General features: G+C 41.2%; 19 protein-coding genes. All 19 read right to left on the bottom strand.

The annotated features are described in order from the left end of the window. Positions 1-211 precede the first annotated feature (211 nt). Positions 212-2,113 carry a DNA mismatch repair endonuclease MutL gene (mutL, locus tag NST57_RS09115; protein WP_341298418.1) on the bottom strand — a complete coding sequence of 634 codons (1,902 nt, stop codon included), beginning with the start codon at positions 2,111-2,113 and terminating at the stop codon, positions 212-214. A gap of 22 nt (positions 2,114-2,135) precedes the next feature. Beyond that, positions 2,136-4,712 (bottom strand): DNA mismatch repair protein MutS, encoded by a 2,577-nt coding sequence (gene mutS / locus NST57_RS09110; protein WP_142155112.1) that lies wholly within the window; start codon positions 4,710-4,712, stop codon positions 2,136-2,138. Between the two features lie 125 nt (positions 4,713-4,837). Further along, on the bottom strand, positions 4,838-5,383 hold the full coding sequence (gene cotE, locus NST57_RS09105) for an outer spore coat protein CotE (protein WP_007499466.1): 546 nt from the start codon (positions 5,381-5,383) through the stop codon (positions 4,838-4,840). Positions 5,384-5,631: 248 nt separating this feature from the next. After that, positions 5,632-6,066, bottom strand: a complete 435-nt coding sequence (locus NST57_RS09100; protein WP_060832340.1) for a RicAFT regulatory complex protein RicA family protein — start codon at positions 6,064-6,066, stop codon at positions 5,632-5,634. 1 nt (position 6,067) lies between these two features. Continuing rightward, positions 6,068-7,594: a tRNA (N6-isopentenyl adenosine(37)-C2)-methylthiotransferase MiaB gene (gene miaB, locus NST57_RS09095; protein ID WP_007499471.1), complete on the bottom strand. Its 1,527-nt coding sequence runs from the start codon at positions 7,592-7,594 to the stop codon at positions 6,068-6,070. A 158-nt stretch (positions 7,595-7,752) separates the two neighbouring features. Further along, positions 7,753-8,934, bottom strand: a complete 1,182-nt coding sequence (locus tag NST57_RS09090) for a glycine C-acetyltransferase (RefSeq protein ID WP_007499472.1) — start codon at positions 8,932-8,934, stop codon at positions 7,753-7,755. Then, positions 8,931-9,995 carry an L-threonine 3-dehydrogenase gene (gene tdh, locus NST57_RS09085; RefSeq protein ID WP_142155111.1) on the bottom strand — a complete coding sequence of 355 codons (1,065 nt, stop codon included), beginning with the start codon at positions 9,993-9,995 and terminating at the stop codon, positions 8,931-8,933. Before tdh ends, NST57_RS09090 begins: the two co-directional genes overlap by 4 nt. 221 nt (positions 9,996-10,216) lie before the next feature. Continuing rightward, positions 10,217-11,086, bottom strand: coding sequence for an alpha/beta fold hydrolase (locus tag NST57_RS09080; protein WP_341299210.1), 870 nt, complete (start codon positions 11,084-11,086; stop codon positions 10,217-10,219). Between the two features lie 192 nt (positions 11,087-11,278). Further along, positions 11,279-14,323, bottom strand: coding sequence for an efflux RND transporter permease subunit (locus tag NST57_RS09075; protein ID WP_341298417.1), 3,045 nt, complete (start codon positions 14,321-14,323; stop codon positions 11,279-11,281). A 203-nt stretch (positions 14,324-14,526) separates the two neighbouring features. Further along, complete coding sequence (spoVS, locus tag NST57_RS09070; protein ID WP_003211281.1) at positions 14,527-14,787, bottom strand: stage V sporulation protein SpoVS; 261 nt, start codon at positions 14,785-14,787, stop codon at positions 14,527-14,529. 202 nt (positions 14,788-14,989) lie between these two features. Further along, on the bottom strand, positions 14,990-15,784 hold the full coding sequence (locus tag NST57_RS09065) for a TIGR00282 family metallophosphoesterase (protein ID WP_019744184.1): 795 nt from the start codon (positions 15,782-15,784) through the stop codon (positions 14,990-14,992). Between the two features lie 89 nt (positions 15,785-15,873). Further along, on the bottom strand, positions 15,874-17,436 hold the full coding sequence (gene rny / locus NST57_RS09060; RefSeq protein ID WP_003211958.1) for a ribonuclease Y: 1,563 nt from the start codon (positions 17,434-17,436) through the stop codon (positions 15,874-15,876). A gap of 300 nt (positions 17,437-17,736) precedes the next feature. After that, entirely contained in the window at positions 17,737-18,780 is a 1,044-nt protein-coding gene (gene recA, locus NST57_RS09055; RefSeq protein ID WP_007499478.1) for a recombinase RecA, read from the bottom strand. A 177-nt stretch (positions 18,781-18,957) separates the two neighbouring features. After that, positions 18,958-20,208 (bottom strand): competence/damage-inducible protein A, encoded by a 1,251-nt coding sequence (locus NST57_RS09050; protein ID WP_116306871.1) that lies wholly within the window; start codon positions 20,206-20,208, stop codon positions 18,958-18,960. Positions 20,209-20,224: 16 nt separating this feature from the next. After that, positions 20,225-20,806, bottom strand: coding sequence for a CDP-diacylglycerol--glycerol-3-phosphate 3-phosphatidyltransferase (gene pgsA / locus NST57_RS09045; RefSeq protein WP_008344688.1), 582 nt, complete (start codon positions 20,804-20,806; stop codon positions 20,225-20,227). Positions 20,807-20,878: 72 nt separating this feature from the next. After that, positions 20,879-21,790, bottom strand: a complete 912-nt coding sequence (locus NST57_RS09040; RefSeq protein ID WP_142155107.1) for a RodZ domain-containing protein — start codon at positions 21,788-21,790, stop codon at positions 20,879-20,881. 23 nt (positions 21,791-21,813) lie between these two features. After that, positions 21,814-22,605 (bottom strand): DUF3388 domain-containing protein, encoded by a 792-nt coding sequence (locus tag NST57_RS09035; protein ID WP_003211480.1) that lies wholly within the window; start codon positions 22,603-22,605, stop codon positions 21,814-21,816. A 131-nt stretch (positions 22,606-22,736) separates the two neighbouring features. Beyond that, complete coding sequence (locus NST57_RS09030) at positions 22,737-22,994, bottom strand: DUF3243 domain-containing protein (RefSeq protein ID WP_008344693.1); 258 nt, start codon at positions 22,992-22,994, stop codon at positions 22,737-22,739. Between the two features lie 73 nt (positions 22,995-23,067). Continuing rightward, the gene (ymfI, locus tag NST57_RS09025; RefSeq protein ID WP_142155105.1) at positions 23,068-23,796 is read right to left on the bottom strand and encodes an elongation factor P 5-aminopentanone reductase; all 729 of its coding nucleotides are present in this window, start codon (positions 23,794-23,796) and stop codon (positions 23,068-23,070) included. Between the last annotated feature and the right edge of the window lie 25 nt (positions 23,797-23,821).

Genomic DNA, 23,821 nt, shown 5'->3' with positions numbered 1-23,821 from the left:
CTCTAAGAGCGCTTCAGGCTGTCGAGAAAACCTCGACAGTTTTTTGAAGTTTTAAATACACCGTATATTGAATAAACTCCAAATGAAAAACACCATATATCGTTTCTTGAACAGTTCAAAAGACAAAAATGAGGGTTTTGTGGACATCTTGTCTTAAAAACCCTCACTTTCTCTTCACGCTGAGCGCTATTAGAGCGCTTTTTCTCATTCATCACATGACCCGTTTAAACATCTTCTCCATTTCATATGTGGAATGATGAATCATAATCGGCCGGCCATGCGGACATGTAAATGGGTCTTGTGTTTGCCGGAGTTCATCTAATAAGGCTTTGATTTCATCATGACGCAAATGACGATTTGCTTTAATCGAGCCTTTACAGCTCATCATGATCGCCGCTTCTTCTCTCAGTTTCTTAATATCTACTCGTTTCTCATCAAGCACTTGCTGAATGATTTCTTCGATGAGTTCAGCCTCTTCTCCCTTAGGAAACCACTGTGGATGCGATCGAACGATATAGCTTCCTGATCCGAACGGTTCTAAGAAGACCCCTACTTTTGCTAAAATATCGAGATGCTCTTCAATAATCAGCATATCGTTTTTAGAATAGTGAAAGGTTAATGGCACAAGCATTTCTTGGACTTCCTGTTCAATCTCTCCTACCTTCTCACGAAAGTACTCATACTTGATTCGCTCTTGGGCTGCGTGCTGATCGATGATATAAAGACCGCGTTCATTTTGAGCCAAAATATACGTTCCGTGCATTTGTCCAATCGGATACATGACAGGGACACGTTCACTTTCAGCCTGATGCTGAGCTGCACTGTCTTCCAGCATCACTTCCTCATGTTGTTCATGCGAAGCTGCAGATTCCTCTACATATACATGGTCAAACGTTTCTTCAGACGGTGCTGATAAAGTCTCTTCCAAGCTTTCCGGTTCAGGCATCCCGTATGTGTCCTTCTGACTTGTCTCGTATACAGCCGATTCAAGCGGGTACGCCTCATAGGAAACAGGGGTCTCCGCTCGGCTTTTCATTGTTTGTTTAGAATCAAAAGCTAAGGACTGCTGCTCATTTTTCACAGCTGGCATTGGCGCTTTTTTAGGCATGTGAGCACTTGGAATGAGCTGCTGCTTTTGAAAGACGTCCTTAATCCCTTGTTTGATCAGCTCATGAAGTTCCTGCTCTTTACTTAGTCTTACTTCAAGTTTTGATGGATGTACATTCACATCGACTAAAATCGGGTCCATCTTCATCTCAATAAATGTGATCGGATGACGTCCGATCGGGAGCAGTGTATGGTATCCTTCATGAATGGCTTTCACCAGCGGGAAATGCTTGACATATCTGCCGTTGACAACAGAAGACATATAATTACGAGATGCCCTTGTCACTTCTGGTAAGGAAATATAGCCTTTCACTTCAAAATCAAGTGATTGTACATGTAGTGGCAGCATTTTTTTGGCCACTGCCGTTCCATAAATGGCCGCAAGCACATGCCGCACATCTCCGTTTCCATTTGTTTGAAGCAGCACTTTTCCTTGATGTCGCAAGCGAATCGACACTTCTGGATGAGCAAGTGCAATTCGGTTCACAACATCAGAAATGTTGCCAAGCTCCGTATGAACAGTTTTCATATATTTTAGACGGGCTGGCGTATTATAAAATAAGTTGGTGACCACAATTTCGGTGCCGCGACGGCCAGAGGTTTTTTTCTCCGAAATGATCTTCCCGCCTTGGAGAGCTAAGTGTGTTCCAGCACCTTCACCGGTACTTGTCTTCATTTCTAAGTGAGAGACTGAGGCAATACTTGGCAGCGCCTCCCCCCTGAAACCGAGCGTCCTGACACGAAACAGATCATTTTCATCTTTGATTTTACTCGTCGCATGACGCTGAAAGGCGAGCTTACAATCTTCAGCATCGATTCCCACCCCATTATCAATAATTCTAATAGAAGAAAGTCCTGCTTCTTCTACATCGATTTCAATGACAGTACTACTAGCATCGATCGCATTTTCCACGAGCTCCTTCACGACAGAAGCTGGACGTTCGACCACTTCACCAGCTGCAATTTTATTTGATAGGTCATCGGATAACTGAATAATCTTTGCCATTTCTTGCTCACCTCACCTTACATTATAATTTCTTTTGCAATTCATATAGCTTTGTCATGGCTTCAAGCGGTGTCATATCCATTAAATTAAATGACTTCAATTCTTCGATCACTGCTTGATCTTTGTTTTTCAACACAGGTTTTGTTTGCGGTTTTTCTTCCACTTCAAAGAAAGAAAGCTGCTGTTTTTCCTCAGCCATCTCTTTTTTCGGGGCTTTAGAGACGCGCGGAACCACTTCATGTGATCCGCTCTCAAGCTCCGTTAAGATGGTCTGGGCTCGATCAATGATCGCATTAGGCAGCTCAGCAAGCTGCGCTACATGGATGCCGTAGCTTTTATCCGCTGCACCTTCTTTGATTTGATGTAAGAAAACAACTGTCCCTTCATGCTCTTCAGCTCGTACGTGGACATTTTTCAGCTCGCTTAATTGGGATTCAAGTACCGTCAGTTCATGATAATGGGTGGAGAAAAGAGTTTTGGCACCAATATGATCATGCACAAATTCAATGATTGCCTGCGCAAGAGCCATCCCATCATATGTACTTGTCCCGCGTCCAATTTCATCAAATAAAATCAAACTGTTCTTTGTCGCATGTACCATCGCATTTTTTGCTTCAAGCATCTCTACCATAAAAGTACTTTGACCAGAAATCAAATCATCTGCTGCCCCAATACGTGTAAAGATTTGATCAAAAATCGGAAGGGTTGCCTTTGATGCTGGCACAAAACAGCCAATTTGCGCAAGAATCGAGATCAATGCCATTTGTCTCATATATGTGCTTTTCCCTGACATATTCGGACCAGTAATGAGCAAGGTTTGTCTCCCTTTGCCCATTTGGCAGTCATTCGGTACATACTCTTGATGATCCATCACTTTTTCAACAACAGGATGACGGCCACCAATGACTTCCACTTCATCTTGTGAAAATTCAGGGCGGACATAACGCCGCTTTTCACTTACAGTCGCAAAGCATTGCAGCGCATCAAGCTCACTCATTTGTTTGGCGAGCAGCTGTAATCTAGGAATATACGCTTTTACTTGTTCCCGAAGCGCAGAAAATAGTTCATATTCCAATTCACTAATATTTGATTCCGCCTCAAGAATAAGGGCTTCTTTTTCTTTCAATTCAGGTGTAATATACCGCTCTGCATTGGCAAGGGTTTGTTTTCTTTCATAACGGCCTTCTTCTAATAAATGTGTGTTTGCCCGGGTCACTTCGATATAGTAGCCAAACACTTTATTAAAGCCTACTTTCAACGAACGAATGCCTGTATATTCTCTTTCTTGCTGTTCAAGACGAGCGATCCAATCTTTCCCGTTTCGGCTCGCATCACGATATTCATCTAATTTTGCATTGTAGCCGTCTTTAATCAAATTGCCTTCTTTTAACGTCATCGGCGGATTCTCATAAAGAGCATCTTCTAATAAATCAAGTAAATCACCGCATAGATCAATGTCATTTGCTCTAGATTTCGCCATTTCCTCTGGGAGAGAACGGACAAGCTCTTTAATAGATGGCACTTGCTTGAGAGATTCTTTCAATTGAATAAGATCACGGGCATTCACATTTCCAAATGCCACACGGCCTGCTAGACGTTCAAGATCATACACTTGCTTTAATCGTTCTCGCAGATCCTCTCGCTCAAAGAAATGTTCCATCAAAATTTGCACCATTTCCTGGCGTTCTTTGATTTGTGAAAGACGGATGAGCGGACGATCAATCCATTGCTTCAGCAGTCTTCCGCCCATTGCCGTTTTTGTTTCATCTAAGAGCCATAATAAAGAACCCTTCTTGCTTTTTGAACGGATGGTTTCTGTTAATTCAAGGTTTCTCTTTGAGTAAAGATCAATTTTCATCGTTTGTTCAAGCTGAAACACTTGAACTTGCTGAAGATGATCAAGACTCCTTTTTTGCGTTCTTCTTAAGTATGCATAGAGTGTTAAAAATGCTCTTTTAAGATGTTCGTCAAGATGAGCAACGAGGCGTTCAGTTTCATCTATTAATTCATCGCTATCTTCGTATGAGATGGTCGCTTGGCAGCGTTCCTTCAGGGTTTTCACCGTTTCTTCATCGAGCTGCTTTGATACCACAATCTCTTTTGCACCGACAGAATAAATTTCAGACACAACTTCATCTAACCGTTCAATGAAAGCCGCCATGTTTTCACCTGTTGATAAATCGGAAAGTGCAAGACCGTAGCCATTTTGAAAGCTGGAAACAGAAGCGATAAAGTTATTTTCGTTTTCATTCAGTCCTTTGCCATCCATGACCGTACCTGGTGTAATCAGTTGAACGACTTCTCTTTTGACCACACCTTTTGCCGTTTTAGGGTCTTCCACCTGCTCACAAATGGCGACTTTATAGCCTTTTTCAATCAGTTGTTCTATGTATGCAGCCGCAGAATGATATGGAACACCACACATTGGAATCGTCCCGCCATCCCTGCTTGTTAACGTAATTTCTAATTCTTGTGCTGCTTCTTTTGCATCATCAAAAAACATTTCATAAAAATCGCCTAAGCGAAAAAATAAAAAGGCATCTTGGTAATCTGCCTTGATTTTTAAATATTGCTGTATCATGGGCGTATAACTTGCCATATTTCTAATCCCTCACTATATTACTTTCGAATTCATACCATCTTTCATTATAGCATAAAAATTCACCTTTTTTCCCTGGATCAAGGCACAAAAAAACTAGGGGGGATATGCGCCCTAGTCATCAATTACTCTTCTGGATCACCCGCTAGGAATTCTGGATGAATATCTTCTAATTCCTCATCCACTTCTTCTTCCCATTCGTGATCATCTTTTTCTTTCCAGCTTGAATTGACTTCTACAACAATTTTGGTTTCCCCTACTACTTCAGCAATGAATTCACGCTCTGCTTGAACGACAATTTTATTGCCATTTGGAGAAATGGTCACTTCTAAGCAATTGGGCTGCTGCAAGACTTTCGCAATCACTTCGTGCTCATCATCAAGAAAGTTTTTATCTTTATATCTCAGTTTGATGATATCTACATATTTCACACGTTCTGTGACCACTTCGGTTTTCGTGTTGTCTGCGTAAGAATACCACACGTTAATATCAAACGTACCTTCAATCTCAACGGTTTTACCGACCTTTTCAGCATCATACTTATGATTAATGATCCAACCGCCTAGGATGCTGGTTGGTTTTTGCGATGGAGAAATGGTGTGTGTGCTTTGGGTAAATTTCCTCCCTTTTGCAACCACCGCTTTTGTAATAATTTCTCTGTATTCAGACATTCCGGCATGCCTCCTTGTTCTTGATCGTTTTATCTTATGCTGGGCATTCGTCTAGTGTGTCACGATTTTGAGTCTCATGTTCAATTAAATTCATTTCTGTTTCAGTGTATGCATGGTCGCCCATAAACTTGCCTTGAAAATTGGAAAAGTTGGAGAGTGAGAGATCGGGGTCAATGGAAGCTGAAGGAGAAGGAAGGTATGCAATTTTTACATCAGGAAACAAAAAACCCCGCATCTGCGGGGTTTTCTCATTTAATGGAGCAACTTTGGGATGAGTTTTTCACTTTTGAACCGGTTTCTCCTAATAAGAGATCACCGCCGGTTGAAAGAATGATTTCATCCGTTACTTGATTAGAAATCGTGTGCGCTACAAGCTGAAGCAAGGAATTAACCTCTGTTTGTGATTCTTTGAATTCTTGAATCACTGGGATCTCATCCAGTTCTTCTTGCAGGGCATCAATTTTTTCTTCCACTTGTTTTAAGGCTTCATGTTTACCATAATGCTTTAAATTCACAGCTTGCTTTTGAAGCGCCTTAATTTGATTAATGATCGCTGCAATTTTTGTATTTTCATTGATTTGCGCTTCTGCTTTTTTGAAGAAATCAACTTCTTCTGTTTCAGAAATCATTTTCGCGAGCTCTCTTGCGCGCTCGACAATCTCTTTCTTTGAATAAAGCGTCATTTTAATTCACCTCGATAGCTTCTCCAACCATTTCTCCGTCAAGAGACCAAGTTTTGGCTTGTGTGATTTTCACTTTGACGATGTTGCCAATCGCTTCTTTTGGTGCTTTAAAATTCACAAGCTTGCTTTTACTTGTATATCCGGCTAGGATCTCAGGGTTGTTTTTACTTTCACCCTCTACTAGTACTTCGACAGTCTGCCCTTCATATTCCTTCATTTTTTTCGCGGAAATTTCATTCACGAGTGCATTCAGGCGCTGCAGACGTTCTTTTTTTACACGCATTGGCACGTTGTCTTTCATATTGGCTGCTGGTGTTCCTTCTCTTGGAGAGTAAATGAACGTATAAGCCGCATCAAACTCAACCTCACGATAGAGGGAAAGCGTTTCTTCAAACTGCTCATCTGTTTCATTTGGGAACCCAACGATAATGTCCGTTGTTAATGAAGCATTCGGCATTGCCTCTTTGATTTTGCGTACTAGGTCAAGGTAACGTTCACGGTCGTATTTTCTTGCCATGAGTTTCAGCACTGAAGAACTTCCTGATTGAACCGGCAAATGAATATGATCGAGAAGGTTTCCGCCTTTGGCAAGCACTTCAATTAAGTGATCATCAAAGTCACGCGGGTGGCTTGTTGTAAAACGGATACGTGGTATATCGATTTTACGCAGCTCATCCATTAGGTGACCAAGACCATATTCCATGTCTTCAAAATCTTTTCCATACGCATTCACGTTTTGACCAAGAAGGGTAATTTCTTTATATCCTTCTGCTGCTAAGCGTCTGACCTCTTGAATAATTTCATCCGGACGGCGGCTTCTTTCCTTACCGCGCGTGTAAGGGACGATACAGTATGTACAGAATTTATCACAGCCGTACATAATATTCACCCAGCCCTTAATTTTTCCTTGGCGGGCTCTCGGAAGATTTTCAATCACATCGCCTTCTTTAGACCATACCTCAATGACCATTTCTTTTGACAGGTAGCATTCAGATAATAGCTCTGGCAGGCGGTGAATGTTGTGGGTACCGAAAATCAAGTCAACAAATGGGTGTTTCTTTAAAATACGGTTAACGACCGATTCTTCTTGCGACATGCATCCGCAGACCCCTAAGATTAAATCCGGCTTTTCACGCTTTAATGCTTTTAAATGACCAAGCTCTCCAAACACTTTGTTTTCGGCATTCTCACGAATAGCACAAGTGTTTAATAAGATGACATTCGCATCTTCAGTCGAATTTGTTGGTTCATAACCAAGCGCCATAAAAATACCAGCCATCACTTCTGTGTCATGCTCATTCATTTGACAGCCATATGTGCGAATATAAAACTTGCGGCCGTTCCCTAACCCTTGAAACCGCTCGTCAATTTGAAATTGATTGTATTCGACTTCTTCTTTACCCCGTTTTTTTGCATCTTTTAAGGAAGGCGGAATGTACACAGCTTCAAAATACTGGCTGTAGTCCTTCTCGGATTTTTTGTCCGATGAACTTACTTGTCCGCTCGCTTTTCTCTGCTCTTCATTCATGAATTTATACTCCTTTCAAACCAAGCTCCACCCTACAGTATAGACTATTTTGTCGTGAATTGAAAATAAATTCACACGTGTTTTTTCTATGAAAAATGTCTATTCATCTGGACAGTCATCAATACTCTTTATCAAAAGAAAAGAGAGCCTCAGCTCTCTCAATCAAGTATATTCAGTTTTTTTGCTTCTTCTTCGATGATTGTCAGTGCACGGTCAAGCTCTTCTTTTGTGTGCTCTGCTGTGATGATGGCTCTAATTCTCGCTTTTCCTTTCGCTACAGTTGGGAAAGCAATGCCTTGAGCGAAAACGCCGCGCTCGATTAATGCTTTTGAAAAACGGAAAGTGAGTGCCTCGTCTCCAATCATCATCGGAATAATAGGCGTTTCTGTTGGTGCCACCTCAAATCCAAGACCGATGACTTTTTCTTTAAAATAGGCTGCGTTCTCCCAAAGTGTTTCAATGCGTTCCGGTTCGTCTAACAGCACTTCAATGGCTTCTTCACAGGCTCTTGTGACAGCCGGCGGATGTGAGGTGCTGAATAAAAACGGTCTTGCTTTATGCTTTAAGTAGTCGATTAAAACAGCAGAACCAGCTACGTAACCGCCTAGCACACCAACTGCCTTACTAAGTGTGCCAACCTGAATATGCACTCTGCCGTCAAGTTGAAAATGATTCACCGTTCCGCGCCCATTTTCACCAAGTACTCCAGACGCATGGGCATCGTCTACCATCACAAAGGCATCATATGCTTCTGCAAGTCTTACAATCTCAGGAAGCGGTGCAATATCTCCATCCATTGAAAACACACCATCTGTCACGATAAGACGAACGCGGTAATTCATCGATTTCTTTAAAATTTTCTCAAGCTCTTCCATATTAGAATGAGCATATACTTTTTTATCTGCCTTTGTTAAGCGAATCCCATCGATGATTGAGGCATGGTTCAGCTCATCTGAAATGACAATATCGTCTTTTGTGAGAATGCTCGATAAGACCCCTTGGTTGGTCGTAAAGCCTGATTGAAATACAAGGGCTGCCTCTGTCTTTTTAAAAGCAGCGAGCTTTTTTTCAAGCCGTTCATGCATCGTCATCGTTCCAGCAATGGTTCGTACAGATCCTGTTCCAGCACCGAATTCATCAATCGCCTCTTTTGCCGCTTTCATCAGCCTTGGATGTGAGGTGAGACCTAAGTAGTTATTTGAAGAGAGTTGTATGACGGATTGTTCATTTAATGTCACCGTGGATGATTGTTTGGAATCGATTTCTTTCAGTGTTTGGTGGGTGCCTTGCTGCTTCATTGTGTCCAATTCATCTTGTAAATACGTAAATTCTTTCATCATTTCGTCCCCCTTTGATATGATGGCATGATGAGTACGACCTTCCCGCACGTACCATTTCTCATGAGTTCAAATCCCTTTTCAAAATCTTCAAATGGCAGCGTATGGGTGACGACCGGCTGTACATCAATGGTATTCGTTCTTAAAAGTTCAGATACTTGACGCCACGTCTCAAACATTTTTCTCCCCGTGATCCCTTGCACGGTTAATCCCCTAAAAACAATTTGATTCGTAATGTCAATGGTTACCGGCCGCTCTGGCAAACTTAGTATATTCACTTTCCCTCCATTTGCACAAGCTTCAAGTGCTTGATTAATCGCAACGGGATGTCCTGACATCTCACACATCACGTCTGCCCCTTCCATCCGCGTGAGCTGCTTAATCATGGCAACAGGATCATCTTTTCCGATATCCACGATATGATCTGCACCCATTTTACGGGCAAGATCCAGTCTGTATTCATTTTTATCAACAGCGAACACTTGGACAGCCCCGGCGGCATTTGCAACCGCAATCGCCATTAAACCAATGGGCCCGCAGCCAAAAATCGCCACTGATTTTCCTGATACAGGTGTATGCAGAACTGTATGAACAGCATTTCCAAGCGGCTCTTGAATAGATGCAATTTCCACTGGCATTTGAGCTGGATTATGCCACACATTTTGTTCTGGTACTTTGACATATTCAGCAAAACAGCCATCAATGTCTACCCCTAAAATTTTCGTTTCGCTGCACAAATGCTGCTGACCCGTTAAACACATATAACACTGATTACATACAATATGCGTCTCAGCCGATACAAAATCCCCAACTTTTGCTCGTGAGACTTGGTTCCCCGTTTTGACAACTTCCCCTGTGAATTCATGACCAAAAATGTACGGTGCTTTGACTCTCCCCTTCGCCCAATCATCCCAATTATAAATATGCACATCCGTTCCGCATATCGATGTAGCCTTTACCTGGATAAGCACTTCATGATCCCTTATTTCTGGAATCGGCATTTCCATCATCGCCGCTCCGTAAGCGCTTTCTTTTTTAACAATCGCTTTCATCGTTCCACACATGACGTACAACCCCTTTGTTAAAAAACTTCTCCCAATGAGATTTTACCATGCCTTTTTTTAACCGTAAATAGCACTGTCTATTGAGAGAAGACAAATGAGCACTCCACAAATTTTTTTGGATATTTTTCTAAAAAACAGTGCTAGTTCTAAAAAAAAACGAAAGAGAACCTCATAATGATTTGAAGTTCCCTAGTTATATTACAGTTCCATAAATATAAGATTTAGTAGTACTTCTTTAAGAAATCTCCAATATCATTGTTCATGTGTAACAGATGTTCTTTAGATGGGAAATGGCCCATATCGTACGCCTTAAATCCAGTCAAATTCGGAATGATGTCACTAGCTACTTTCATTAATGTACTTTCAGGGAAAAAGATATCCTTTTTTCCTGCTATGATGAGAGTGGGAGAACGGTAGGAAGTTAATTCTTCTTTCGTTGTTAACTTCGGCATTTCTTGTTCAAGTCTAATATATTTAAAAATATCACCAATCAATTTTTTATCCATTTCCCTCATGCTATTATCTGACATTGTATCAGTGATTTTATTGAGATATTTTTGTGAAGAAGTGGCTTTAAACAAGACTAAGGGAAGTAAAATATGTTGAATCATTTTAAACTTAGAGCCTAAACTTATGCCTGCAGGTGAGACCAAAACAGAACAGTCAATTTTTTCCGGCATAAAGGCAGCTAACCTCAAAATAATACCTGCCCCGTAAGATGGACCAACAAATGCACTTCGATCGATACTAAAGTAATCCATTAGTTCTTTGATCCACTCAGCAAAACTATTGTCCTTCGCTGACATTCTATTTTCACTGCTATATCCTGGATGACCAATTGTATCTGGAGCATATATTCTATATTTTTCTACAAGTGGCAAAAACCATGATAAAGTCATCGGGTTTATACAATTACCACCCTGAAATATAAAAATAGGTTTCCCTTCCGGTGGTCCGGCTATAAGTACATGCGTTTTTCCATAACTTGTATCAACATAAATCTGCTCAACATCAAAATCAAAAGACTTTAGATAATCATTATAATGTTGAGTAATAAGTTTTTTTCCTTCACTTTTATAAATACTCCGCATTTCCAAAAAAAGCCCCTCCCCTATAGAAGTAAGGTGTTATCAGTGGAATGATCAATCGTTTAAACGTAGTTCTAGATACTGACTGGTCTAATAATTGAAACGAGCTCAAATTTAGGCTTTTATTCCTATCATAACAAAGTTACTCCACATAAAAAAGCAAATCCCCGAATAGAAGGAGATTTGCTTTTCTCGTCAGCGTCTTTTTGAAACGGCAATATATAAGGCAGGCACAATTAATAATGTCAAAATTGTTGAGAAGAACACGCCCGATACAATACAGATGGCCAGCGGTTTAAAGAGCGGATCATTACTTAGTGCTACAGGCATAAGGGCGACAAGTGCTGTAAATGCTGTCAGCAAAATAGGTCTAATCCTTGCTCTCCCTGCTTCAATCACAGCTGCCTGTTGATCGAGACCTTGCTTGCGCCGCTGTTCAATAAATTCAAACAAAACGACCGCATTTCGGACAACAATACCTGCCAATGAGACAATCCCCATTGTGGCCATAAAGCTAAACGGCGTTTGAGTGACAAATAGTCCAATAATGGCTCCGGATATCGCTAAGTAAACCGTTCCAAGAACTAAAAGCGGAAGCAGGAGTGAATTGAACTGGAAAGCGATGGTCACATAAATGAGCAGAAGGACTACCCCAAATAAGAGACTAATTTCAATAAAGAATTGAGTTTGATCTTCATTTTCTCCACCCTGAGAAATGGTCAAATTCTTCGCTGCATCGCTTTTCCCAACTTCATTTATGACTTCTGTCATATCGTCTTTAAACGTATCTGATGTACCAGGATATGCCTTTAACGTGATCGTCGGTATCCCGTTTTCATGAGGAATGCTTTCATACTGCTCTGTTTCTTTTTCCTTTACATATCGGCTAAGCGGCTCCAGTTGAGGAATGCCACCCTCATTTGGACTCACAGGTACCTTGATGTCTTTTAGCTTCAGTCCGTTTTGATGTGTCCCCATGTCCTGTTTCACTACGAGGTCGATGTCATCTGTTCCTTGTTTAAAAGTGCCTAACGGAATTCCTTCTGTGACAAGGCCAAGCTGTCTGCTGACAAACTGAGCAGTGAGCCCATCCTCTGCCATTCGGTCACGATTTAATTCAAATGAGATGGTTTTCACCGGCTGATTGACATCGTCTGTGATCAGACTCGCTCCGCTTTCTTTCATTTCTTTTGTGAGCTTCTCTTTCACATCCACGAGCTTTGAAAATTGTTCTCCTGCAATGGTCACAGTCACAGGCGCTCCAGTTGGCGGACCTTGAACAATGGTTTTCATAAAGATATCAGCATCTTTAAATTTCTTTCGCAATGGTTCTGTCATACGATCGATCAATGCTTTGCTTGTCAGCTGATCATTGTCTACTCTGACAACAACCTGACCAGTGTGATCACTTGCGTTTGAGATACTTTCATTAAACAAGTTCGGCACACCGCCGCCTACAAATATGGCCGTCTCTTCAATGCCTTTTTGCTGTTTGATCTCATGTTCTATTTTCTCTAATGTGTCATTTGTTTTGTCTAAGGTTGTTTCACTTGGAAGTGTCACAGTGACAACCACCTCTTTCTTATTCGCCCCAGGGAAAAACTCAAATGGTGTTGCGAAAATAAGCAAAAAGGCAAGTGTGGCAACGAGCAAACCACTTAATCCAATGAGAAGTGGCCGCTTCACGATGTTTGTCAGTACTCGATCTGCATAAAAATCGGCTAATCTTTTTAATGGTTTGCCTAAAAAGCCCGGTTCCTTTTGAATCTTCTTGTTCTTTCTTTTTCGGTTTGCTGTATATTGATACACTGGCACAAGTGTCAATGAAATGACCATTGACGCAAGTACAGTTGTGACTAGAACAGACGGTAACGCTCGAATAAATGAACCGTTCGCACCAGAAAGGAAAACAAGTGGTAAGAAGGCAAAGACAACTGCCAGTGTTGACGTTAAAATGGATCCAGCCACTTCTTTTACACCTGCAATGGTTCCTTTAAGCGGACTTTCGTATTTTTTCATCTGCCTTAAAATATTATCATTGACGACAATGGCGTCATCTACAAGTATCCCTAGGGCAATGATAAAGCCAATAATTGAAATTTGATTAAGGTCCACTTGTAAAAACGGCAGCGGAATGGTTCCGATCGTTATGGATAGCGGGATTGCAAGTGAAACGATAAACGCACCACCAATGGTTAGACCAAGTGTGGTGACGATAATGACGGCGACGACGGCCACGATCGCTTCTTTGATTAAATCGTTAAAAATGGCATCTACTTCACTTTTTTGTGAATAGTAGTCTATCCAATCCACACCATTTGGCAGCTCTTTCTCTTTTTCAATGACCGCACTAACTTTGTCATACATTTTAGGAATATCCAGTCCTGGCTTGATATTGACTGTAAATGAATAGGCGGGCTTTCCATTATATGAAACGATATCACTTTTCTCTTTTTCTACTTCTTTTAAACGACCAAGCTGACCGATTGTAACAGGCTCTCGGCTCGTTTTTGAGAACATCTCAATCTTTTTGATTTGATCTAAACGATCATAGGCATCAATGGACAGCTTGACCTTTTCTCCATCTGCCTGGACGTCACCTAGAGGGGATGTGTCAAATTCTTGATTGATAGCATTTGTGACATCGGTCACGTTTAACCCATTATCCTCCAGTTTGCTTGAATCCAAGTTCAATATTGCTTGTTTGTCATTGAATCCTTTGATGACGACACCATCAACACCTTTGATGTCCTCCACTTTTTCTTTTAACGCACGCAGCGATTCCTGACTTTTTGCTAAATCAGATGAGTTACTTGCTACAATCATATAAGAACCAACTGGCACGTTGCCAAACTCATCCTTTACATCTGGCTCCATCACACCATCTGGAAAAGAAGAGGCGGCATTTGTGGTTTCACTCTTGATTTGACTTGCCACCTTTTGAAAATCGGCTTGATCATCAATTTCAAGCACAATATTTGAAAAACCAATGGCAGAAACAGAGCTTGTCTTCTCTATGCCATTGATATCAGAAATGGCTGACTCGAGCTTATTGGTGACATCACTTTCTACCTGTTTTGCATCAGCACCTGGGAAAACAGTCGAAATGGTCACAATATTCGCTTGAAACTCTGGCAATTCTCGTTTAGGTAGCTGTGTAAACAAATAACCTCCAGCAATGAGAACGATAAAAAATAAAATAAAAACAAGCTTTCCTCTTTTTAAAAAAGCTTCAATCATTATTTCACCTACTTAAATATTTATTTTTGATGAAGTATTTTCAACTTAATCTTAATTTATCATCATGGTGAAAAAATGCAAGCTCTAATATGTCATTTTCTATCTATTTTGTGAAAGAAATATGTTATATGAGAAATGTATAGCGGTAAACAAAAACAACCTGCTTACATGATGTAAGCAGGTTGAAAATAATAAAATTAGAATTATCGTGGTTCAACAATCAGTTTGATTGCTGTTCTTTCTTCTCCATCGATAAGAATGTCAGTAAAGGCTGGAATGCATATCAAATCCACTCCGCTAGGCGCAACAAATCCCCTTGCAATGGCGACAGCCTTGACCGCCTGATTCAGTGCTCCAGCGCCGATAGCCTGTATTTCCGCTGCACCGCGTTCACGTAAAACGCCGGCTAATGCTCCTGCTACTGAATTTGGATTTGACTTTGCTGAAACTTTTAAAATTTCCATTTTTGCTCCCCCTTAAATTTACAATGGATAAGTGAGTGTTCATTAGAACAATCTTTGTTAGATGTTGCTATTTTTTTGAAAATCCATCCCCAAAATGTTTTTCAAAAATAGCAGGCTACCTACCATTTTTACTATATTCACGATAGAGGGCGCATATTCCTTCTTTCTGATTAATATTTTTCTGAAATAAATATGTGAACATTTATTCAAAGAAAATATGGTCATCATTTATCAAAATTCGATCAATTTTGACAGCTTTTTTCGACGGTTCGTCAATTTCTACGATCACTGCACTTAATGTCGTGCGGCCTTCTGCAATTTCAAAACGGACAGGGAGGCTCGTTTTAAATCGTTTAATAATCGTTTCTCGGTCAACACCTAAAATACCGTCATAAGGACCAGTCATGCCAACATCCGAAATATAAGCAGTTCCTTTTGGCAAGACGCGGTTATCTGCTGTTTGAACATGTGTATGTGTTCCAACAACACATGATGCACGGCCGTCTGTATACCAACCCATTGCTTGCTTTTCACTTGTGGCTTCACCATGAAAATCAATAAAAATAAACGGTGTACGTTTTGAAGCTTCTGCTATGAGCTCATCTACTTTTTGAAATGGGCAGTCAATCGGAGGTAAAAATGTGCGGCCTTGCAAGTTGATGACAGCTAGTTCTTTACCTTGTTTTTTAATAAAAGTGAGACCTTTCCCTGGTGTACCTTGCGGGAAGTTTGCCGGACGAACAATATGGGGTGCATCATCGATGAAATCAAAAATGTCTCTTTTATCCCATGTATGGTTCCCCATCGTGAGCACATCAGCCCCAGCTTGAAGCAGCTCGTGATAGATTTTCTCTGTGAGGCCTTTCCCATGAGCCGCATTTTCTCCATTGACAATCGTAAAGTGCGGCTGATATTTTTTCTTTAGCTTTGGCAAGTATTCTTTCAGTGTATCTCTGCCAGGTGAACCAACGATATCTCCAACAAATAATATTTTCATACGTTTTGAACCCTTTCTCTTATAAAATGATCTTCTTATCAGTGTTGCATATTTACACAAAAAAATAAAGCGGTGCTAAGCGCACCGCTCTATTTTGCATACTCTACTGCGCGAGTTTCTCGAATAACTGTCACTTTAATGTGACCAGGGTAATCGAGCTCGTCCTCAATTCGCTTACGAATATCCCTTGCTAGACGGTGAGCCTCAAGATCATTAATTGAATCTGGCTTCACCATAATACGCACTTCACGTCCAGCTTGTATCGCAAACGATTTTTCAACACCTTCATAAGATTCAGAGATGTCTTCTAATTTCTCAAGTCTCCGAATGTAATTTTCAAGCGTCTCACTTCTTGCACCAGGGCGTGCTGCAGATAATGCATCGGCTGCCGCAACAAGAACAGCGATAATAGATGTCGGTTCTTGGTCACCATGGTGAGATGCAATACTGTTGATGACAACAGGATGCTCTTTATATTTCGTCGCAAGCTCAACGCCAATTTCCACGTGGCTTCCTTCTACTTCATGATCAATGGCTTTTCCAATGTCATGCAGAAGACCTGCTCGTTTTGCAAGCTTTGCATCTTCTCCAAGCTCTGAAGCCATGAGACCTGCAAGATGTGCAACCTCAATTGAATGCTTCAGGACATTTTGTCCATAACTTGTACGGAATTTTAAGCGACCGAGAATTTTGATGAGATCCGGATGCAGACCGTGAACTCCGACTTCAAATGTCGTTTGCTCACCCATCTCGCGGATATAATCATCGACTTCACGGCGTGATTTTTCCACCATTTCTTCAATTCGTGCAGGATGAATACGTCCATCCTGGACTAGCTTGTCCAGAGCTATCCTCGCTGTTTCACGTCTTATCGGATCAAAGCCCGATAAGATGACAGCTTCAGGTGTATCATCAATGATCAGGTCAATACCTGTTAACGTTTCTAACGTACGGATATTTCGTCCCTCACGTCCGATAATACGACCTTTCATCTCATCATTTGGAAGATTGACTACAGATACCGTTGTTTCAGCTACATGATCAGCCGCGCAACGCTGTAACGCAAGTGAAAGAATGTTTTTCGCTTTTTTATCAGCCTCTTCTTTCGCCCGGTTTTCAGATTCTTTCGTCATGACTGCAATGTCGTGGGAAAGCTCATTTTCAACTTGATCCAGAATGATTTGTTTCGCTTCATCTCGAGTTAGACTAGAAATACGCTCCAACTCGGCTTTCTGCAAACGAATCATATCATCCACTTTGCTTTCCATCTCTTCAATATGTTGTTGTCGTTCATTCAGAGAATGATCTCTCTTCTCCAACAGGGACTCCCGTTTATCTAAAGATTCATCCTTGCGATCAAGGTTTTCCTCTTTTTGAAGTAAACGGTTTTCTTGTCTTTGAAGCTCATTACGTCTTTCACGAACTTCTTGCTCCGCCTCTACACGAAACGAATGAATTTCATCTTTCGCTTCTAAGAGTGCTTCTTTCTTCAATGCTTCCGCATCACGCTTTGCATCCTCAACAATTTGTTCGGCCATGTTTCTTGCGCCGGATATTTTTGCTTCTGCAATGGTTTTACGAACAAAGTAGCCAACAACTAAACAGATTAGGCTCAGCAAAATGGAGATGATCGTAAACATCGTAGGCGACATATTTTCACCTCCTCTTGCTATGAACTTGGTTTTACAAATAAAGTGTCGGCATGTACATTGTTTTGTGTCTCAACATACAGGGCCTTCACAGGGAATGAGATCCTCACTGCCCTTGTCAAGTTTAAATTAGTTATCAATCATGTTAAGAAAAACAAGTGATACATTCCCATTGTAATTGTGTCGGAAATACTTGTCAAGCTAGTCAGACTGAGGCGTAAGTCGTTATTTCAAGCAAAGACAGAACTTTTGACCCGCTAGCTGTCATGTAATTGTAAAAAAAAGACGCTTTTCAGCGTCTTTTTAGTCATTCAATTCCAATTCTTCTTGTCCTTCTTCGTCAGTTGATTTCACTCCGTTTGTATCCAAACCGTAGTGCTCCCTGATCTGCTCCTGAATCATAAGAAGAATGTCTTTATTCTCTTTTAGGAATTGCTTCGCATTTTCACGTCCTTGTCCAAGACGTTCCTCTTGATAAGAATACCAAGCCCCGCTCTTTTGTACGATATCTAGTTCGCTTCCAAGGTCGATGATTTCTCCCTCTTTCGAGATACCTTCACCATACATAATGTCTACTTCGGCAATACGGAATGGCGGTGCCACTTTGTTTTTCACAACTTTAATTCTCGTTTTGTTCCCCATGATGTCGTTCCCTTGTTTCAACTGTTCAGCACGGCGTACTTCTAAACGAACAGATGAATAGAACTTAAGTGCACGTCCACCAGGCGTTGTTTCAGGATTACCAAACATAACCCCTACTTTTTCACGAATTTGGTTAATAAAGATCGCAATTGTTTTTGATTTGTTGATAGCACCAGATAGTTTACGAAGTGCTTGAGACATCAAACGTGCTTGAAGACCAACGTGTGAATCTCCCATGTCTCCTTCGATCTCTGCTTTTGGTACAAGAGCAGCTACTGAGTCAATGACAACAATATCAACTGCCCCACTACGAACAAGTGCTTCTGCAATTTCAAGTGCTTGTTCTCCTGTATCCGGCTGAGAAAGTAACAACTCATCAATGTTGACACCTAATTTTTGAGCGTAAACTGGATCTAGCGCATGCTCCGCATCGATAAATGCAGCTTGTCCTCCCTGCTGCTGAACCTCAGCAATTGCATGAAGTGCTACTGTCGTTTTACCAGAACTCTCTGGACCATATACTTCAATAATACGGCCGCGAGGGTATCCACCTATTCCAAGCGCAGTATCAAGTGCTAACGAACCACTAGGTACTGTTGAAATACGTGTATCTGTTTGCTCTCCTAGTTTCATAATAGAGCCTTTACCAAACTGTTTTTCTATTTGTTTAAGAGCCATATCTAAGGCTGCTTGACGATCACTCATTCTATTGTTTCCTCCTTTATCAATTCCACTATCTATACTATACCTTGTTTTACGTCATTTGCCAAGAAAAAAACGAACACATATTCGATTTTTTCTTGGCAGATTATTTAAGGAAAGAACTGTTTCTATTAGAAAAAACGCTCTTTTATAAAGGAGTAAACCTCATAAAAAACAAAATTAACTTTCTTTTAATAATTTGAGAAGATGGTGCAAACCATATTTCACAGCACGCTTGCGAATGCCTGATCGACTGCCAGTAAACATCCATTCAAACACGTCTGTCTGGTCTTTTGTCGATAGCCCGATAAATACTTTTCCAACCGGCTGTCCTTCGTGTGGTTCAGGACCTGCCACACCTGTAAAGCTAATACCGATATCGCTTCCCGTCAGTTTTCTAACGCCTTCTGCAAGTTCTAACGCACACTCTTTGCTGACAGCACCATGAGAAGACAATGTTTCTTCACGGCAGCCCAGCACTTGCTGCTTGACTTGATTTGTGTAACAAACCACACTGCCGTTTAAAATGGATGATGCCCCTTCGAGATCTGTCAGCCACTCTGAAAACATACCGCCAGTCAGGCTTTCAGCCGCTGCCACTGTTTTCCCGTGTTCATGCAAGGCCTTTGAAGCTTCAAAAGCCAGAGATGTATCACCATATCCGTAGAAGTACTCGCCGACCCGTTCTAAAATTTGTGCTTCTGTTTCTTTTAACAGACGCTCTGTTTCTTTTTCATCCTCATGCTTGGCTGTCAGCCTTAGCGTCACTTCCCCGTCAGCTGCAAGCGGTGCAATCGTTGGATTGGTCTGTGCATCAATTAAATCTTCAAGATCTGTTTCCAGTTGAGATTCACCGATGCCAAAGAAACGCAAGACAACAGACACGATTTTTTCCTTTAGGCCGAGTTTTTCAGAAATAAGCGGCTTCGCTTCGTTTTCAAACATCGGGTGCAATTCACTTGGCGGTCCAGGGAGCAGAATGTAAAACGTATCTCCCTCTTGTATAAACATACCAGGTGCCATTCCGAAACGGTTTACGAGCACATCAGATCCCTCTAGAACGAGCGCCTGTTTACGGTTGTTCGGCGACATATCACGTCCGGTTTTACGGAAGTACTCTTGAATAGACTCAAATGCTTCTTCATTTAGCACAAGCTCTTTACCGAGCGTATTTGCAATGGTTTCTTTTGTTAAATCATCTTTCGTTGGTCCAAGACCCCCTGAGAAGATAATAAAATTCGATCTTTCCTGTGCCACTTGAATGGCCCTTTTTAAACGCTCTGGATTGTCACCAACTGCTGTGTGGTAATAAACATTCACACCAATTTCAGCTAGTTGTTTGCTGATGAATTGTGCATTCGTATTCGTAATTTGCCCTAGCAAAAGTTCGGAACCGACTGCAATAATTTCTGCTTTTCTCTCTGACTTCAAAGCGTACACGTCCTTTTTAGTTAGAATTCTTTAAGGCTTCCCAGTTTTTCGCAAAGTAATCCCAGCCTGAGACAACAGTGAAGAACACCGCTACCCACATGGCAAGATCACCAAATGGGAATGATACAAGCTCAAACGGCAAGTTATGCAAAAGAAGTGCCGAAATCGCAATGATTTGCGCCCACGTCTTCACTTTTCCAAGCATATTGGCTGCGACCACTTCACCGCCTCCAGCTAAGACAAGCCTTAGGCCTGTTACAGCAAATTCACGGCTAATGATCACAATCGCCATCCATGCCGGTGTGAGGTTGTATTGAACAAGTATAATTAAAGCCGCTGAAACAAGCAATTTATCTGCAAGCGGATCTAAAAATTTACCAAAGTTTGTGACTAAATTGAGCTTACGTGCATAGTAACCATCAATCCAGTCGGTTGTCGAAGCGACAATAAACAAGATCGCTCCAACAAGGTGAGTGACTTCGATGCTGACATCACCAAAGCGCGCAACACCCCAATCTAATGGAGCAAGCATAATCAACATAAACACAGGAATCAAAGCGATCCTAGAAAGAGTAATTTTATTCGGTAAGTTAAACATGAATTCCAATCCTCCAATAAAGCATTTTTTATGTATATAATAGTAGGAACAAAAGAAAAGTCATCTACTTGCTTAAGATGACTTTTCCTTTCCTTTATTCACAATCACAATGTTTTGTGTCATGGTGTTTTTAGGGTCTAATTCGTACTTCAGCGTTTCGTCATTGACTTTGATATCGATTCCCGTTGCATTTCCTAAGCGGATATCGACTTGGGAAAGATCAGTTAAGTCTGTTTTAAACGATTCGCCATCTTTCAATTCACCCATCTTCAGCACTTTTCCAGATTCGTCTCTCACACGAAGCCATGAAGCTTGCGAGGAAGAAATGGTTAGCTCCATCTCTTCTGCACCTGATACTTCATACGTTGTCGTAGAACCCTCTGTATTCGTCGCCTTCAAAGAAACATCTTCATCGTCTTTAGATGAATCCTTTGAGGAATCGTCTTTTTCAGATGATTTTTCTTGATCATCTGACGAAGCTTTTTCCTTTTTCTTTTGATCCTTTGCAAGCGATGAATCCTCAGACACTTCGTATTTTGATTCTGATTGCTGAGGAGCCGCCTGATTATTTTTCTGTCCGCTATCATGATTAACCGCTTGAATGATCACATAAATGATAGCGATCACCACAAGGATTCCTCCAATGATTAAAATCGTCGGAAGTAGCTCCAGTACCTTTGAGGCAGGCTTTGGCAGCTCTCTTTGCGGTTTAATATTTGATAATTTATCAGACACTTCATCGTTATACGTACTTGGTACATCTTTACGGAACTCTTCGAACAATTGTTCAGGATTCAGTCCAACGGCTTCGGCATATTGTTTAATAAACGCTCTGACGTAAAATTTACCTGGAATGATATCATAGTTTCCTTGTTCTATTGCTAGCAAATAGCGCTTTTGGATTTTGGTAGCCGCCATCAGATCCTCCAGCGACATCCCTTTTTCCTCTCTGGCCTCAACGAGCCGTTTTCCCAATTCAGTCAAAACAAACACCTACCATTACCATATTAAAAATCGAAGCCAGAAAAACCAGAATGATCAAACACTTGTGGTTCTTCAGCGTGCTCGTATGTAATTTCTTCGTCTGCACTATTACGCAATTCAATGATGTAGTCGAAATCATCCATTGTATATTCTGAATTTTGAATAAAGATATCTGGATGCTCTACCACCTTTGTCGCAGGCAGTCTCATAATTTCTCTTAAAAGCTGCAAGTGCTTCTCAGAACCTCTTCTTGTCGACACAATCCCATCAATAATAAAGACGTTATCCGGGCTGTATTCATCGGCAATCAGCTGACTGCGAATGGTCTGTTTCAAAAGAGTCGACGATACAAACAGCCATCTCTTACTTGCACATACACTTGAAGCAACAATTGATTCTGTTTTTCCAACACGCGGCATTCCGCGAATTCCAATCAATTTATGTCCTTCTTTTTTAAATAATTCAGCCATAAAATCGACAAGAAGACCAAGCTCGTCCCTTTCAAAACGGAACGTCTTTTTGTCATCCGCATCACGCTGAATGTATCTTCCATGACGAACAGCTAAACGGTCACGAAGTTTTGGCTGTCTTAGTTTCGTTACTTTTATCGTTTCCATTGTATTTAAAATTGATTCAAGTCGCTTAATTTGATCTGTGTGGTCACATCGAAGAAGCATGCCGCGTCTTGATACATCAACACCATTAATTGTCACAATATTAATTGAAAGCATCCCCATTAAAGAAGAAATGTCTCCTAAAAGTCCGGGACGGTTCACCTGTATCTCATATTCAAAATACCATTCGAGCTTTGCCAAATGATATTACCCCCTTCATTGTGGCAAATTTTTACCTTCCTTTATCATAAAGCATTTTCACATTTTTAGAAAGCACAATGTTGTGAAACGGTTAAAATAAAAAGAGAGGCACAAACGACCTCTCTTTTTGTTTAGTGCGAGCTATTATTTTCAACTAGCTTGACCATCATGTTTGCAATGGCACGCTGCTCATCTTCTGATGCAACGCTCCAAAGGTCAGAAAGTACTCTTTCTTGCTCATTCTTTGCTTCAACTTCATTAGCTAGGTATCCTCCAATTTCATACGCAAGGTTATTGATGGTATCATCTGATAAACCTTTATCCTGTGCATGATTTAAACGGTCACCTAAAAAGTTTTTCCAATGGTCCCAGCTCTCAAGTACAGACATGTCGATTCCTCCATTCGAAAAGATGAATTACAGCCATAGCTTTTGTCATGGAGAGATGAATTATACACGTTTTTTAACAGTACCAGCCGCCATTTACAGATAAAATTTGACCTGTGATATAACTTGACTGCTTGGAGGCAAGAAACCAAATGGCATCGGCTATCTCGTCAGGTGCGGCAAGACGGCCGAGCGGAATCTCCTCTTCCATCATCGCAAGGTCTTCTTGAGTGAAGCTTTTCATCATATCAGTTTGAACAGCACCTGGTGAGACTGCATTTGCTCTAATTCCACTAGGGGCAAGCTCTTTGGCAAGTCCTTTAATGAAGGCATTTTGCGCACCCTTGACCATACTATACAGTACTTCACACGAGGCACCCGTTTCCCCCCATATCGAGCTAACTGCAATAATATGACCTGACTTTTTTTGAATCATGGCAGGCAAAATGGATTGGGTAAGCTCATAAGGACTTGTCACATGAAGCTGCACCATGCTGGCTAGAACTTCTTTTTCAGTATCTGTCACTAAACCAACATGACTCTTTCCGCTATTTAAAACAAGAATATCTGGATCAAGCGGCAGGCGGCTGACAAGCTCTGCTGCTCCGCCTGTTTTCGCTAAATCAGCTTGGACGACGTACGTTTCTACTTGATATGTTTCTTTGAGATAAGCGGAAAGATGACTAGCCGCTTGTTCATTTTGATGATAATGGAGCATCAGATGGCAGCCTTCTTGGGCAAGCTTTTTGGCTGTCGCCTGCCCAATTCCGCCACTGGCACCAGTAATCAGTGCCCAACGACTCATACTTTGTTCCTACTTTCTTTATGGA

The organism is Bacillus sp. FSL M8-0077, from assembly GCF_038050255.1.
Lineage (GTDB): Bacteria > Bacillota > Bacilli > Bacillales > Bacillaceae > Bacillus > Bacillus altitudinis.
Note: the sequence above shows the minus strand (reverse complement) of the source record. Positions and strands in the feature narration are given on the sequence as shown.